Source organism: Pseudomonas sp. F220, assembly GCF_057813935.1.
This window is the reverse complement of the sequence record NZ_JBVASJ010000015.1, coordinates 1-12,444: the sequence shown is the minus strand read 5'-3', so window position 1 is coordinate 12,444 and position 12,444 is coordinate 1. Positions and strand designations below refer to the sequence as shown.

Annotated in this window: 18 protein-coding genes and 1 pseudogene; 15 read left to right on the top strand and 4 right to left on the bottom strand. The window is 59.2% G+C overall.

Going from position 1 to position 12,444, the window contains the following annotated elements; all coding sequences use genetic code 11:
* The first annotated feature begins 134 nt into the window (after window positions 1–134).
* The 4 genes from ACZYSM_RS14960 (at window position 135) to ACZYSM_RS14945 (ending at window position 3,573) form a co-directional block, all read left to right on the top strand.
* Entirely contained in the window at window positions 135–1,373 is a 1,239-nt protein-coding gene (locus ACZYSM_RS14960) for a tyrosine-type recombinase/integrase (RefSeq protein ID WP_489072264.1), read from the top strand.
* 179 nt (window positions 1,374–1,552) lie between these two features.
* Window positions 1,553–2,443 carry a hypothetical protein gene (locus ACZYSM_RS14955; RefSeq protein WP_489072263.1) on the top strand — a complete coding sequence of 297 codons (891 nt, stop codon included), beginning with the start codon at window positions 1,553–1,555 and terminating at the stop codon, window positions 2,441–2,443.
* A 103-nt stretch (window positions 2,444–2,546) separates the two neighbouring features.
* Window positions 2,547–2,792 carry a helix-turn-helix transcriptional regulator gene (locus ACZYSM_RS14950; protein ID WP_489072262.1) on the top strand — a complete coding sequence of 82 codons (246 nt, stop codon included), beginning with the start codon at window positions 2,547–2,549 and terminating at the stop codon, window positions 2,790–2,792.
* 1 nt (window position 2,793) lies between these two features.
* Window positions 2,794–3,573, top strand: a complete 780-nt coding sequence (locus tag ACZYSM_RS14945) for a Rha family transcriptional regulator (protein ID WP_489072261.1) — start codon at window positions 2,794–2,796, stop codon at window positions 3,571–3,573.
* An 85-nt stretch (window positions 3,574–3,658) separates the two neighbouring features.
* Here ACZYSM_RS14945 and ACZYSM_RS14940 read toward each other — a convergent pair whose 3' ends face one another.
* Genes ACZYSM_RS14940 through ACZYSM_RS14925 form a run of 4 tightly spaced genes read right to left on the bottom strand, consistent with a single transcriptional unit; the run spans window position 3,659 to window position 4,613 of the window.
* Entirely contained in the window at window positions 3,659–3,820 is a 162-nt protein-coding gene (locus tag ACZYSM_RS14940; protein ID WP_489072260.1) for a BrnA antitoxin family protein, read from the bottom strand.
* Window positions 3,810–4,103 (bottom strand): helix-turn-helix domain-containing transcriptional regulator, encoded by a 294-nt coding sequence (locus ACZYSM_RS14935; RefSeq protein WP_489072259.1) that lies wholly within the window; start codon window positions 4,101–4,103, stop codon window positions 3,810–3,812. The genes ACZYSM_RS14940 and ACZYSM_RS14935 overlap by 11 nt, the downstream gene beginning before the upstream one ends.
* The gene (locus tag ACZYSM_RS14930) at window positions 4,100–4,381 is read right to left on the bottom strand and encodes a BrnA antitoxin family protein (RefSeq protein ID WP_489072258.1); all 282 of its coding nucleotides are present in this window, start codon (window positions 4,379–4,381) and stop codon (window positions 4,100–4,102) included. Before ACZYSM_RS14930 ends, ACZYSM_RS14935 begins: the two co-directional genes overlap by 4 nt.
* Complete coding sequence (locus tag ACZYSM_RS14925) at window positions 4,341–4,613, bottom strand: BrnT family toxin (RefSeq protein WP_489072257.1); 273 nt, start codon at window positions 4,611–4,613, stop codon at window positions 4,341–4,343. The genes ACZYSM_RS14930 and ACZYSM_RS14925 overlap by 41 nt, the downstream gene beginning before the upstream one ends.
* 467 nt (window positions 4,614–5,080) lie before the next feature.
* Between ACZYSM_RS14925 and ACZYSM_RS14920 the strand changes: the two genes are divergently transcribed.
* The 11 genes and pseudogenes from ACZYSM_RS14920 (at window position 5,081) to ACZYSM_RS14870 (ending at window position 11,182) form a co-directional block, all read left to right on the top strand.
* Window positions 5,081–5,374 carry a hypothetical protein gene (locus ACZYSM_RS14920; RefSeq protein ID WP_489072256.1) on the top strand — a complete coding sequence of 98 codons (294 nt, stop codon included), beginning with the start codon at window positions 5,081–5,083 and terminating at the stop codon, window positions 5,372–5,374.
* Window positions 5,371–5,577 carry a hypothetical protein gene (locus tag ACZYSM_RS14915; RefSeq protein WP_489072254.1) on the top strand — a complete coding sequence of 69 codons (207 nt, stop codon included), beginning with the start codon at window positions 5,371–5,373 and terminating at the stop codon, window positions 5,575–5,577. The genes ACZYSM_RS14920 and ACZYSM_RS14915 overlap by 4 nt, the downstream gene beginning before the upstream one ends.
* Complete coding sequence (locus tag ACZYSM_RS14910) at window positions 5,574–6,293, top strand: hypothetical protein (protein ID WP_489072252.1); 720 nt, start codon at window positions 5,574–5,576, stop codon at window positions 6,291–6,293. Before ACZYSM_RS14915 ends, ACZYSM_RS14910 begins: the two co-directional genes overlap by 4 nt.
* Window positions 6,294–6,303: 10 nt before the next feature.
* Entirely contained in the window at window positions 6,304–6,588 is a 285-nt protein-coding gene (locus ACZYSM_RS14905) for a hypothetical protein (RefSeq protein WP_489072250.1), read from the top strand.
* A complete protein-coding gene (locus tag ACZYSM_RS14900; protein ID WP_489072249.1) occupies window positions 6,585–7,046 on the top strand; it encodes a hypothetical protein in 462 nt (153 codons plus the stop codon). The genes ACZYSM_RS14905 and ACZYSM_RS14900 overlap by 4 nt, the downstream gene beginning before the upstream one ends.
* Window positions 7,039–7,266 (top strand): hypothetical protein, encoded by a 228-nt coding sequence (locus ACZYSM_RS14895; RefSeq protein ID WP_489072248.1) that lies wholly within the window; start codon window positions 7,039–7,041, stop codon window positions 7,264–7,266. Before ACZYSM_RS14900 ends, ACZYSM_RS14895 begins: the two co-directional genes overlap by 8 nt.
* Window positions 7,263–8,141 carry a toprim domain-containing protein gene (locus tag ACZYSM_RS14890; protein WP_489072247.1) on the top strand — a complete coding sequence of 293 codons (879 nt, stop codon included), beginning with the start codon at window positions 7,263–7,265 and terminating at the stop codon, window positions 8,139–8,141. Before ACZYSM_RS14895 ends, ACZYSM_RS14890 begins: the two co-directional genes overlap by 4 nt.
* Window positions 8,128–9,922: pseudogene (locus ACZYSM_RS14885) on the top strand (DUF927 domain-containing protein). Before ACZYSM_RS14890 ends, ACZYSM_RS14885 begins: the two are co-directional and overlap by 14 nt.
* Window positions 9,919–10,272, top strand: coding sequence for a hypothetical protein (locus ACZYSM_RS14880; protein WP_489072246.1), 354 nt, complete (start codon window positions 9,919–9,921; stop codon window positions 10,270–10,272). Before ACZYSM_RS14885 ends, ACZYSM_RS14880 begins: the two are co-directional and overlap by 4 nt.
* Entirely contained in the window at window positions 10,269–10,577 is a 309-nt protein-coding gene (locus ACZYSM_RS14875) for a hypothetical protein (protein ID WP_489072245.1), read from the top strand. Before ACZYSM_RS14880 ends, ACZYSM_RS14875 begins: the two co-directional genes overlap by 4 nt.
* Window positions 10,574–11,182, top strand: a complete 609-nt coding sequence (locus ACZYSM_RS14870; protein ID WP_489072244.1) for a hypothetical protein — start codon at window positions 10,574–10,576, stop codon at window positions 11,180–11,182. The genes ACZYSM_RS14875 and ACZYSM_RS14870 overlap by 4 nt, the downstream gene beginning before the upstream one ends.
* Window positions 11,183–12,444 lie beyond the last annotated feature (1,262 nt).

Below are 12,444 nucleotides of genomic sequence, written 5' to 3'. Positions count from 1 at the left end.
AACAACCTCAAGAAGCCCGCCTAGTGCGGGCTTTCTTGTTTCTGGCTATATCTCCTTGTCTACCCCTATATCTTCCCTTCGTGTATCCCCTCATGTACCTTGGAAAATAATTGAAACTAAGGGGTACAAGGAAAATGAAGCGCAGCGAGATCAAACGCCGCCCTTTGGCCGACACCGTATTAGCCACCCTGGAACCAGAGACCAAGGAGTACCGGGAACTGGACGGAAACGCCTTGTATCTGCGCGTGCGACCAGACGGGAGCAAGTCGTGGCAACTGCGCTACAAGAAGCCAGACGGAAAGTGGTCATGGCTTGGACTTGGCGGCTACGGCACTGGCGACCATCAACTATCTGGCGCACAGGCCAGACAGAAAGCAGCTGTGTTGAGAGAGGACGCTGCTAAAGGCGGCAACCCACTCGCCACCAAGCGAGCTAGGAAGGCCGCAGAGATCGAAGCGACAAACAACACATTTGAGCACTTGGCGCGGGAGTGGTACGCCGCCAAACGTAAAAACTGGACGGATGGAACGGCAACCCGAACCATCGGCGCGCTGGAGCTTCACGTATTCCCCGTGTTCGGCAAACGTATCTACACAGAGATACTGCCCATGGAGTGGATGGAGTTCCTGCGCAGCATGGAGCAAAAGGGCATCATCGAGCAGACCAGCCGAGTGCGCGCCAGGTGCCAAGAGATTTACGACCTTGCCCGCGTCACTGGCCGCGCCACTCATAACCCGCTGGAAGGGCTCCACAAGTTTCTCCAGACCAAACCATCAGAGAACTATGCCTATGTTCCGCTGGATGAGTTGCCGCCACTGCTGCGTGCCATCCGGGCATACCCCAGCGCCATAGATGTTCGGATCGGCCTACACCTCCTTTCCATGCTCGCCTGTCGTCCGTCTGAGTTACGCGAGGCCCTGTGGTCTGAGTTCGATCTAGACAGCGCGCTTTGGACAATCCCTGCCGAACGGATGAAGCGCCGCCGCGAACACCTGGTGCCCCTACCCTGCCAAGCCGTCGAATTACTGTGCGGCCTGCGCAATCTCACTGGAGGCTATCCTCTTCTGTTCCCTGGCCGGAGTGATACCACCAAGCCCCGCAGCAACACCGTGTTTCTGATGGCCCTGCGCCGCCTTGGCTATGAGGGCCGGCAGACAGGCCACGGTTTCCGCCACATCGCCTCAACGATCCTCAACGAGCACGGCTTCGATGAAAATCACGTCGAGGCGCAGCTATCGCACGTCAAGGAAGGCGTGGCCGGGATATACAACAAGGCGCAGTACCTGGCTCAACGCACGACCATGATGCAATGGTACGCCGACTATCAGGACACCTTGGCCAGGGGCAATGTCGTGTCGATCAAGCGGGCCTGATGCGGGCCTTCCTTTGTCGTCGTAGACCGATATAGACTGTCAGCAATAACTGTTCGAATATCCAGTGTTCGTACAGATAACGGTTTTGGCTGGCCTAGCTCGACGGAGCGAAAAGCGGACTTCCCATCCGCCTGGCCAGCCGATCTATTCAATACGGGATCGCCTGGGAGGGCGTGAGGATGGATAAGGTTTACCGGCTGCTGCATTGGCTCGACATGGCGCAGGCTGTTGATTGGTTGCAAGACCTCACCGCTACTCGCGTCACCACTCCAGATTTATTGCAGCTATGCGAGTTTGGGAAATGTGCCGCATACATACTCCCCGACATAGGGGCGATAAGCCCGCTCAAAGGGCTACCCAGTGGAACTGACAAGTACCTAGTACAAACCTGGAACCAGCGAAATGTATCCAGCTATGTATCAATTGTTACGCCGAACGGATGTCAGCAGGTCTCGAACGCTGCTGAGTTTTTAAAATCCGGAACTAACGTAATTTCAGAACTTAAAATGATCGGCGACGTAACGACTGGGAGCTACTCTGATGGGAAACGGTTCGAAATAGATGGCACCGTTCTTACTTTCGACGAGGGGCACGCGCACTGGTCTGCACTGGTTGAAATGCGTAATTGCTTCCCTCTGTTCAAGCCGAAGGACATCCAAGCCCTTGCCGCAAAGCTGAACGGTGTAGAAGAGAACCGCGACGCCGACGACGCCGAGCTCGACGAGTTGCGCCAGCAATTGGAGATGGAACGCTCGAAGCGTGAAGACGCCGAAGCCAGAGTGGCAGAGTTGATCCAACAGATCGGAAACACTCAGCAAGACAACCCGCACGAATCGGCCACCATCGGCCTGAGCTTCCCCTACGCTACCAAAGAGCTTGAGGTTATGCGCAGGGTTGCCTTGGAGCATTGGTCAGGCCATACGCCAGACAAGCGGCAGCCTAAGCAGGACACAATCCAACGGGCAATTTGCAATGAGCTAGGCATGGATGTACCAACGAACAAAACCCCGCCCAACAAAGCGATTTACCTAGCAATGGCTATCAAGCCGGATGGCCTACCCAAAGCATGACATGGGGATCTGACATGGTGTCATGACACCATGTCATCCCTTTCTGACATATCGATCATCTCTGTTCAATCAATCCCGTCAACACCTACAACGGGATACAGATATGAGCAGCATTCAAACCACCACCCAGCAGCACGACCCGGCTAACGTAATTATCCGCATGCCAGAACTGTCGGCCATCACCGGCCTTGCGCGCCCTACTGTTTACAAACGCCTCAAAGACGACCCAACGTTTCCCCGCCCGGTATCGCTGAGCAACAGCAAGTCGCGTGGTTCGCCGGTTGGGTTCGTGCTGGCCGAGGTACAGGCCTGGGTTCGCCAGCGCATCGCATTGCGTGAGGCGGCCTGAAATGAAAAAGGCCACGAGTTCCGAAGAACAACGCCGCCAGGCACATGGCGATATTACCACCGACAAGCGCAAGGTTGCGATCACCAGAAAGGCGAGCGGTAATGCGGAGGAATCCCGCATTACCCTGGCTCAATGCAAAGGCGAACCACGGGTTGATAGTCGCCTGCTCACCAAGCAGTTGGGCACTCAGCACAAGAACACCATGGAGTTGATCGAGCGTTATGCTGACAAGATCAAACGGTTTGGACTGCTTCCGTTTCAAACGGAGGCAGTGAAGGTGCCAGGCTCTCGCGGTGTGAAGCACCAGCACTTCGCCCTGCTCAATGAGGACCAAGCGTTCTTCCTGCTCGCCCTGTCCCGTAACAGCGATACCGTGGTGGAGTTGAAAGCCAACCTCATCACGGCCTTCCGCGAGGCCCGCGCCCACACATCCGTCACCGACACGCAATATCTCCCGATGTACCACGCCATGCACGAAGAGGTGAAATTGCTCGCCACGCGTGCCCTGGAGTGCGGTAGCACCACGCCGGAACGGATGTTTCACATCAACGCCAACAAGGCATTGATCGCAGCCATGGGGATGGCCTGCACCGAACGCGAGACCATGACCATCGAGCAACGTCTGCTGCTGACCACGCTGCAATCTATCTACGGGCGCACGCTGCGCTCAAGCCTTGACGCTGGCACGGATCACCGCGAGGCAGCCTCCAGGGCAAAAGACGCGGTACGGGCTTACATGGTCGGCGCCGGCGATCTGCTGTTGGGGAGTGATGCCGCGTGAACGAGACAAATAAAAAACGCGGGCCAACGGTTCATCACCGCGCCCGCGTTACTGGCTCGACCTCGATGGGCAATCGCCCCTCAAGTCACATCAATTTCAGTTCATCCAGCGAATGGTCCTTGAGCCAGTCGGCCAGGACGGCGTGCATAAGCTCTTTCCAGTTTGGCCCCGCCGCCCTGAATGTTTCGACCACCTCGGCGTCAAGCCATAACTCCACCCATTCGCCCGGCCCTGACTTATCCGACATTGTCTTCTCTCCGCCCAGCATGAAGCTGGATGCCAAGCACATGCGTGGCCTTGATGAAGGTTTCAAAACTCAGTTCACAGCCATCGGTCAGGCTTTCTGGATGAAGCCCGGCGAACGTGGCCAGGTCGTCCACTCCCTGGGCGGAAGCGATATCGCGCAGCGCCTGAATCATGAACGCCGAGTCTTCGCCCGCCTCTTCAATACAGGCGCCCAGATACAGGCACTGTTCCTCGGCAGTATTGAGGGAGTCGGCGATATCCCACCGGGTCAGGCTGAGCGTCATACCTTGATTTCGTCCGGCGTGTGCGTCTTGAGCCAATCGGCCAAGGCCACGTTCATCCGCGTTTGCCAGCCTGGCCCCGAGGACCGGAATTGCTCCAGGATGCTGGGCTCAAACCGGATAGTGGTACGGGGGCGCACCACGTCCGACTTGGGCCGACCACGGCGCACAAGCTTGGCACCTTTGAATTCGTCGGCCTGCTTGAAGAATGCGTCGGTGAGTTCCGGCGCGTCGTCCGGGTCAACCCAAGCGGCTTCTGTATTGCGTTTGTTCGCGCTCATTGGCTTTCCTCATAGAGATGATGCGGCGGGCCTCGCCGCGAGGTGTCCAGACCATTACAACCATTCGGCCTATCAGCAGGCCTACGGTGATAAAGCGGACCTCTCCGTATTCCTGTCGCGTGTCCTCGGCGGTGAAGTGGTGACCGGCAAAGACGGCGCCAGCATCGGCAAAGTCCACGCCCCGCTCGGTCAGGGTTTTGTCACGCTTGGCAGGGTCGAAGGTTATTTGCATGGAATTATTGTATGCACATTAAATCAATCATGCAAAGTATTGCGTCATGACAGTATTAGGGGCTATCCTGCGCCCGTCGCTGCAAATTCAGCGACCGGGTTTAGCCGCCCGATGAAATCAAGACGCTACAGCGTCCAGAGTCTTGCAGACGCTTTTTTTGTGCCTGCAAAGTCGTTTTATGGTGGCTGTGCGTGGGACGCCTTCGGGCGTGCCGGGTCTCTTGATTCCCGGTCGGCTAACCCGCGCACAGCTGCCACCCAATTTCATTTAGCCGTGAATCGTGGCAGCTCCTCAAATCAAGGAGCTTCACTTTTGCACACCCTTACTCCGTCCAAAATCCGCGCCCTTGCTCACCGCCGTATGGCCCTGAGTGCTCTCCGCGCCAACTCGTCTCTGTCCGTCCGCCTCACCCGCTACAACGCCCACATGGCCATCGTTCGCACCTTGGAAGCTCAAGGGGACGCGCAATGAATATTCAGACTCTGCCAGCCACGATGACTATCCAAGGTGAGATCCTCACCGACGCGACCCTTGAGCCTTTCGAGGTCGCACAAATGAACTTCGCCCGCGAAGAATTCAACAAGCTGGTACAGATCCTGTGGCCACTGCTTGACCCTTTACTGTGCAACAAGGAAAACGTCGTCGCTTCCGATATCGCCCGTCATATCGAGCAAGTCCGCTCCTTCAGCGGCAACTTTTGCTGGAAGCACCGCCACGTTGGCCAAATGTACGACGCGGTGAATATTGGGTGTATGCAATGAATATTCAGACCCCTGCCAACATCGACGACCTGCGCGACGTGCAAGAAATTCTTGTGCTGCTCAGCGTAGCCATGGCCGTCATCGCATCGCCTGCCACGCCGATCATCGTCGCCCGTGTCGCTGCCGTTATTGCCCAGCACACTGCGATGGTTTGGGCCGATCTACTCGAAGGCATGATCGAGTCGCAAGGGGGTGAACAATGAAAACCAATGCAACTCTCCGTATTACGCGCCTCCAGTACCGCGCATTTGCCGATCAGGTAAAGAAATTCGGCTGTTGTCTGAGTCTTTCAACGTTTCGGGCGATGGGTAACTCCTGGGGTATCTACAACACCATGGCCCAGAGTGTTTGCGCTGATGTCTCGACCAGTGAGATCGCGTTTGACGAGCGCCCTATGATTCAGCTTGCCACCAGCGTCAATACGGCCCACATGCGCAGGCAGCAACGGCCAGAGATCGACTGGTCAGCCCTCCACGACGATGAAATCTACCCGTTTATCGTGGCGCATGAGATTGGGCACCGCGCCGATAACTTCGACTTCTGGGACTTGGTAAGGATTGGGGACGATCAGGTACGCAGTCGCTGCCAGAAGGCGCTTTACTCCGCCAATGAGGTGCTTGCAGATCGCTATGCCTGGGGCCAGATTCGGCCTGGTCAGCCTGTTCCGCTATGCGAGCATGGTAAGCGCATTCAAGAAACCGTTGCTGCTGATCTAGAGCTACTGAACAAACATGCTCCCCGTGTGCGGCGCGGCTTCATGGCGTGCCCACCTGGGCAGTATCGCCATGTACCGCAATCCATGCTGATGACAAATGAGCTTGCCGCATTTGTCGGGCCGAACGTTTCGCCGCAAGCAATTGGCCGTGTGCGAGATCGCGCAAGGGTTTACCGCCGAGACACTCGCTCTCGCACTCGATAGAGATCTGACCATGAAAATTCAAAACAGCGCGCAAGCGTTGAGGGGATCGGCTTGCCCGAAGAAAGCCACCGAGCTGTTTTACGTCACTCACCCAAAGGTGCCCAAGGCGTTGCTGGGGCCGTTCTTGAGCGAGGCTGACGCCGAGTGCGGGCGCGTAGTTATGCGTAGTGCTGGCGCCCAGGTGACGGCCTGCCTGGTTGACGCAATTGACGACATTACCCGCTGGCACGGCGTGAACAACGGTCAAGTTTGCCGGGCCTTCGCTGGCGCTGATCGCCAAGGAGGTGGCCAGTGATCATGGTTCACCACTACACGACCGAACATCATCATCTGCCGCTGATCCTCACGTCTGGATCGCTTCGCCCAAACAACGCCGGTGCCAAGCATGAGCCGCCGCTAGTGTGGTTTTCCAAGGCGCAACGATGGGAGGGCACCGCGACCAAGATGGTCATGGGCGCGGATGGTCCGCGCTTGCTGACCTTTGCCGAGCAACTGGCCGAGTTTGGCTGTGCCCGGCTTTCCCTTCCTGCCGACGACGCGCGCCTGATGAGTTGGGTGGACGCCTGCAAGTACGCAGGTATCACCAGCACCACCCGCCGCAAGCTGGAATCCGTGGGACGCAAGCGTGGTGCCTCGCCTATCAACTGGTTTGCCATTGCTGGCGCCGTGCCGCTGGCCGACGTGCGTCTGCAACGCTTCGACGGCGCCGCCTGGGTCGGTTATTCGGGAGCCGAGGGGGTGAGTCATGGGTAACGTCACCCCCATCAAGCGCAAGGGCAGCAGCGTGCCGCCCACTACGAGCGCCCACATCGACAGCGCCAGCTATGTGCTGCTGGTGGAAACCCTGGTCGGCTTCCTGGAGCTACGCATCTCGGAAGGCGATCAAGGCCGCCACTGCGATGAGCTGGAGCGCCTGACTCAGAAGCTGGAGAACTTGGCCAAGCGGTTTACCCCGCCGAAGGGGGCCGCATGACAGACGCAACGATCCAATTCCGTGATGCCCTCCAGGCCATCTATGGTCCTCTCGACTGGCTGCCAGAGCCCGACGGTGCAATCCACCGGTTCCGTGTACCGGAGGATAAGCCCGGCTCGCTCAACGGCTGGTATGTGCTGTACCTGGACGGCATTGCCTCGGGTGCGTTTGGCAGTTGGAAGTCTGGTGGCGCCAGCACTTGGAGCAGTCGTGAGCCTGCCGACCACCGCGAAGCCGAACAGGTGCGCCAACGTATCAAGCAGGCCAGGCGCCAACGTGAAGCCGAGCAACACCAGCGCCAGCTCAAAGCCGCGAACCTTGCCCAACGCTGGTGGCGTGACGCTCGCCGCGCCGATCCTGACCACCCATACCTGCTTGCCAAGGGCGTTCGCTCCTACGGCCTGCGCCAACGCAATGACGAGTTGCTGGTGCCGCTGTATGCCGGTGGCGTGCTGGTCAACCTGCAGCGCATCGCCCTGGACGGCAGCAAGCGTTTCTTGGCCGGTGGCCGAGTCAGGGGCAGCTATTCGCCCATGGGCCGTATAACGCCAGGTACGCCGCTGTGCATCTGCGAAGGCTGGGCCACGGGCGCAACGCTTCACGAAAGCGGCTACACCGTCGCCTGCGCCATGAATGCCGGGAACCTCAAGCCGGTGGCGCTGGCACTTCGGGCTGAATACCACACCACCGAAATCATCGTTGCCGGCGACGACGACCGCCAGACCGAGGGAAACCCCGGACGCACTGCCGCCAATGCCGCCGCCGTTGCAGTGGGCGGCTTGGTGACGTTTCCCCAGTGGCCCACCGATGCGCCCGCCGACCTATCCGACTTCAACGACCTCGCCACTTGGAGACGCGCCCATGCGCACGCCTGAAAACAACGTAATCAACCTGCGCCCCGAAGCGCCCATGATTGATCCTGATCGTCCGTGCTGGGGTGTTTACGATCACTGGGTGACCAATGAGAAAGGCCGCAGATTGCGCCCCGGCGTGTACTGGCACGGGTACAAACGCAGCGCCGCCGACGATGATGCCGACGAAGACAAGACAGACCGTCCGATCACTGACGAATGGATCTCCACCCCGGTGACCGTCGCCGCTCGCACCACCAATAGCGATGACGGCAGTGAGGGGCGTTTCCTGCGTCTGGTGACCGAGAGCGGTACCAAGGAATGGATTATTCCCATGGAGGTGTTCGGCGGCAGTGGCGAAGACGCCAGGCGCCAACTGTTCGGCATGGGTGTGATTATCTCCCTCAAGAAACGCGGCCAGTTCATGGAGTATTTGCTTGAGCAGCGCCCCGCCGAAGTGTTTGCCACCACCAGCCGGCCGGGCTGGCTGGCATGAGTCGGGCGCGTTCGTGCTGCCTGGGCGAACCATCGGCAGCGCCAATGTGCGGTACCAGGCCAGCAATAAGGCTCAGGTACTTTTCAGCCGGCGCGGCGAGCTGGCGCTGTGGCAATCGGAAGTGGCCGCCAAGTGCGCGGGCAACCCGGTGCTGACACTGGCGATCGGCTGCTCACTGGCTGGCCCATTGCTGAGTTTGGTGGGCGTGCTGGGCGGTGGTGTTCACCTGGTGGGCGATAGCTCAAGCGGTAAGTCGCTGGCGCAACTGATCGGATCGTCGGTATGGGGCGACCCGGGCGTGTTCGCCGCCAGTTGGGACATGACCAAAGGCGGCCTGGAGATCGAAGCGTCGAGCCGCAATGACACCATCCTGCCCTTGGATGAGATCAAGCGCGCCGACCCCAAGCGGGTACAGGAAATGGCGTACTCCCTCGCCAACGGCCAGGGCAAAGGCACCATGACCCGCGAGCGCGAAGGCCGCGCCAAATTGAGCTGGCGCCTGCTGACACTCTCCAGCGGCGAGCGCTCACTCTCTGAACACGCGGCCATATCCGGCAATGCCGCCCACGCTGGCGCCGAGTTGCGCATGGTCGACGTAAACGCCGGTACTCGCACACACCGAGCCTTCGACGAATTGCACGGGCTTGAGGGCGCCGACTTTCACCGACAGCTCACCGTCGCGGTCGGCGCCCACCACGGCCACCTCGGGCCAGCCTTTGTCGAGAAGCTGCTCGAGAGCGACGACCGGGCCGGCCTGCTGGAAGACTTCGCCGGTGTACGCGCCAGCTTTGTGGAAGACAACGCCCAGGCCGGCCGGGTGGCTGATCGGTTCGCCGTGATCGCGCTTGCCGGAGAGATGGCCATCGCCTACGGCCTGCTGCCATGGGTGCCGGGTACCGCCCTAGCTGACTGCCGTTTGCTCTACGGCGAATGGCTCAGCAGGGTAGGCAGCGGCAATGCCGAAGATCGACAGATCCTGGCCGGCATCCTGGACTTTATCGACCGGCACGGTAGCAGCCGCTTTTCAGATGTCGACGATCAAACGCCTGACACCAAGGTGTTCAACCGGGCCGGTTACTGGGAGCTGGCGGGCACCAACCGCCTGTACCTGTTCAACAAGCCGGCGCTCATCGAGGCAGCGCACGGTTATGGCCTGTCTCGCATCATCAAAGCTCTGGAAGGCGCTAACGTCCTCGCACGCCGTGACAACGAGCGTAAAACCAAAAACTACCGACTCCCTGGTGGTGGCCAAGCGCGTCTCTATGTGGTCGACCCAGACATCATGGATCGTGAAGGCGGTGGCGTATGAACGTCACTCAAAAACCAGCAATCCAGATTACTCAAGTTCACAGGAACCTAGAATCACTGGCAACAGTGGCAACACCGGCAACGGCCTTGTGGGGCGTGGCTTACAGCCGTTGCCACCCTGTAAAAAAAGTGGCAACAACTGGCAACGCACACCTCATTTTCAACATAAGAGACCCGCACTCTCCTTTCATTTGGTTATCACTGTTGCCGGTAAAAAACTGGTGGCAACAGTTAGGCAGCGTCGGCAACGCCTGGAGGCCACGGTTTACGGGGCTGTTGCCGCTGTTGCCGGTGTTTTTGAAATCACAGGAACATTGGATTAACAGCGATCAGGCCGAGGTGACGCCATGAGTCTCCTTTCCGGCTTGCTCGATCACATGCCGCCAGCCATTGCCAGTACCGACACGCCAAAAATGGATAGCCGGCCTCGCCCACGCCTGGTGCTGGCCAGCCCTGTCGAGCGCACTCCCCGGCTCATCACAAGCCCACACGCAAGCGCCGCCACTGCCACACCTGAGTGGCGACAGGCCCGTGACCGCTACCTCAACCACATCATGGTTTGTCGGAGTTGCTACGCGCCCACCGGCCGCCATTGCACGGCTGGCGCCCACCTGCGCACCAGCTACGACGGCACACCTATGGAGGCGCACCAATGACGCCCAGCCTTATCACCCGCTTGTGCAACATCGCTTTGAAGCCTGGCGTCAGCGCCACCACGCAACTCATCACCACCCGGCGAATCTGTCGCGCCATTGCTGACCAGCTCGACGTTATCCGCAGCGAACGGCGAGCCCTACGCCGGCAAGCGGGAAAGTTGAAAGCGTTTCTCCCATTCACCCGGCAGGCCATTGCTGAATTGGAGGAGCGAGCCCAGGAACACCAAGAGGCCATCCGCAGCGGAGCGTGGAGCGCACTTGCTGGGTTTGGCCAATCACTGATGTTCGACCGCGAGGGGCTGGCGCAGGCGCTGGGCTTCGACCAGATGTGCGACCTGCTGGGCGTCAACCCAGTACATCGCCAGGAGGCCAGCGCAGACGGTGACACCAGCCTCCGCGGAGTGGCCTACCTATCCCAACTGGAGGACAGCGCCGACCGCAAGGGCGACGAATGGGGCGCCGGTGGCCCGCTGTATCGCGCCTGTCACGCCGCCATGATCCGGTTCATCAGGGAATGCCCAGAAGACCAGTTGCCAGACCCATTCGCCCCTGGTGCGCCGCTCGGCCCAAAGCTACCGCCCGCCCTGAGCATCGTCGGCAAATGACCATTTTGTGCGCCACGTTTTGCAAATGATGAAAACGTGTCGCGGATTACTTTCCGGTCTTGTGCATCGGCTCGCCCCTCTCAGCCCCACGCCGACTGACGCCCCGGAACCACTCCCGCCGGGTGATCGGTGGCGGTTACGTGGTGTTTCAGTCCTCTGAGGCTGACGGTCACCGGCCTGCCACTGGGCACGGTGAAGACGCTGGTTTCACGCTCTGGGGGTCTCCGTCACCGAGTCGCCCGACACCCGCCAACCTTGACAATTGTTAACAGGCTATCGGGTTGGCCAAGCCCGCCCAGACACTAACTTTTGCTAACAGGGCGGGGGGAGGCTATACGGCAAAGGGGGTGTCAAAAGTGCGCCCCCTTTGAAGGGCCCGACCGGTACCGGCGCTAGCGTTTTCAATGTCAAGTTTTGACAAGTTTTCACGCCGATCAGATCGACCGGTATCCGCTCTGGTATCCACGGAAAGCGACTGCTCTGAATGGATACCGGGCTATGTAATCTCAGGTTTTATCAGGCTTCCGGTATTGGTTACCACAACTGGTTACCACTCTGGTTACCACGGTAACTCGCGTTTTTGGGGCCTGCTCCGACACCCGTGCAATCGATGCCGACAACCTGTAACAAGGCAGGCTGTAACAGATGGTGTAACAGCAAACAACGCCGTTTCACGCACGTCCGTCACGCACCTGAAATACGAAAGGTCAGGTACGCAAAGCACTGGTACGCAGACTGGTACGCACGAAAATGCGCATTGCGGGGCGCGCACCGGACACAAGTTCGCACTTCTGGTTCGCGGTCGCGAACCAAGACCGCCCACCTGTTATCAAAAGTTATGGTTTCCAGGCGCTGGTTTTCACTGAGATTTCCACGGTATTGCAGTGTTTCTCACTGGCAACTTGTCGTCCTGCGACAGCTTCCCGTGAATAATCACAGCAAGATCGCAACAAGGGTCGGACGGGGAGATCGGGGGTAGGTGGGAATGGGTAAACGCGTGCGCCGCCCAGTGCGAAGGCAACCCGGTACTGGTTGGCGGGTTCTGACCTGTACGCCAGCCACGAGAACACACCCAAAGTCGCGCCAATGATTGGGAGGCTCAACCCGGCATCCATGTCGGCGCCGAACAATGAAACAGGGTATCCGATCCATAAAGCACACCTACCGGTAGATGCGCCTTGTGTTTACCGTGGCATCTCTGGCGAGCAGTTCCATGGCAGTAGTGCTTCGTAGTCGGCCACCGACTGCGCATGCGGCAATCG

Excerpts from the sequence above, each read along its gene's own strand:
- ACZYSM_RS14960 (WP_489072264.1), top strand. The coding sequence starts at position 135 with ATGAAGCGCAGCGAGATCAAACGCCGCCCTTTGGCCGACACCGTATTA.
- ACZYSM_RS14955 (WP_489072263.1), top strand. The coding sequence starts at position 1,553 with ATGGATAAGGTTTACCGGCTGCTGCATTGGCTCGACATGGCGCAGGCT.
- ACZYSM_RS14950 (WP_489072262.1), top strand. The coding sequence starts at position 2,547 with ATGAGCAGCATTCAAACCACCACCCAGCAGCACGACCCGGCTAACGTA.
- ACZYSM_RS14945 (WP_489072261.1), top strand. The coding sequence starts at position 2,794 with ATGAAAAAGGCCACGAGTTCCGAAGAACAACGCCGCCAGGCACATGGC.
- ACZYSM_RS14940 (WP_489072260.1), bottom strand. The coding sequence starts at position 3,820 with ATGTCGGATAAGTCAGGGCCGGGCGAATGGGTGGAGTTATGGCTTGAC.
- ACZYSM_RS14935 (WP_489072259.1), bottom strand. The coding sequence starts at position 4,103 with ATGACGCTCAGCCTGACCCGGTGGGATATCGCCGACTCCCTCAATACT.
- ACZYSM_RS14930 (WP_489072258.1), bottom strand. The coding sequence starts at position 4,381 with ATGAGCGCGAACAAACGCAATACAGAAGCCGCTTGGGTTGACCCGGAC.
- ACZYSM_RS14925 (WP_489072257.1), bottom strand. The coding sequence starts at position 4,613 with ATGCAAATAACCTTCGACCCTGCCAAGCGTGACAAAACCCTGACCGAG.
- ACZYSM_RS14920 (WP_489072256.1), top strand. The coding sequence starts at position 5,081 with ATGAATATTCAGACTCTGCCAGCCACGATGACTATCCAAGGTGAGATC.
- ACZYSM_RS14915 (WP_489072254.1), top strand. The coding sequence starts at position 5,371 with ATGAATATTCAGACCCCTGCCAACATCGACGACCTGCGCGACGTGCAA.
- ACZYSM_RS14910 (WP_489072252.1), top strand. The coding sequence starts at position 5,574 with ATGAAAACCAATGCAACTCTCCGTATTACGCGCCTCCAGTACCGCGCA.
- ACZYSM_RS14905 (WP_489072250.1), top strand. The coding sequence starts at position 6,304 with ATGAAAATTCAAAACAGCGCGCAAGCGTTGAGGGGATCGGCTTGCCCG.
- ACZYSM_RS14895 (WP_489072248.1), top strand. The coding sequence starts at position 7,039 with ATGGGTAACGTCACCCCCATCAAGCGCAAGGGCAGCAGCGTGCCGCCC.
- ACZYSM_RS14890 (WP_489072247.1), top strand. The coding sequence starts at position 7,263 with ATGACAGACGCAACGATCCAATTCCGTGATGCCCTCCAGGCCATCTAT.
- ACZYSM_RS14880 (WP_489072246.1), top strand. The coding sequence starts at position 9,919 with ATGAACGTCACTCAAAAACCAGCAATCCAGATTACTCAAGTTCACAGG.
- ACZYSM_RS14875 (WP_489072245.1), top strand. The coding sequence starts at position 10,269 with ATGAGTCTCCTTTCCGGCTTGCTCGATCACATGCCGCCAGCCATTGCC.
- ACZYSM_RS14870 (WP_489072244.1), top strand. The coding sequence starts at position 10,574 with ATGACGCCCAGCCTTATCACCCGCTTGTGCAACATCGCTTTGAAGCCT.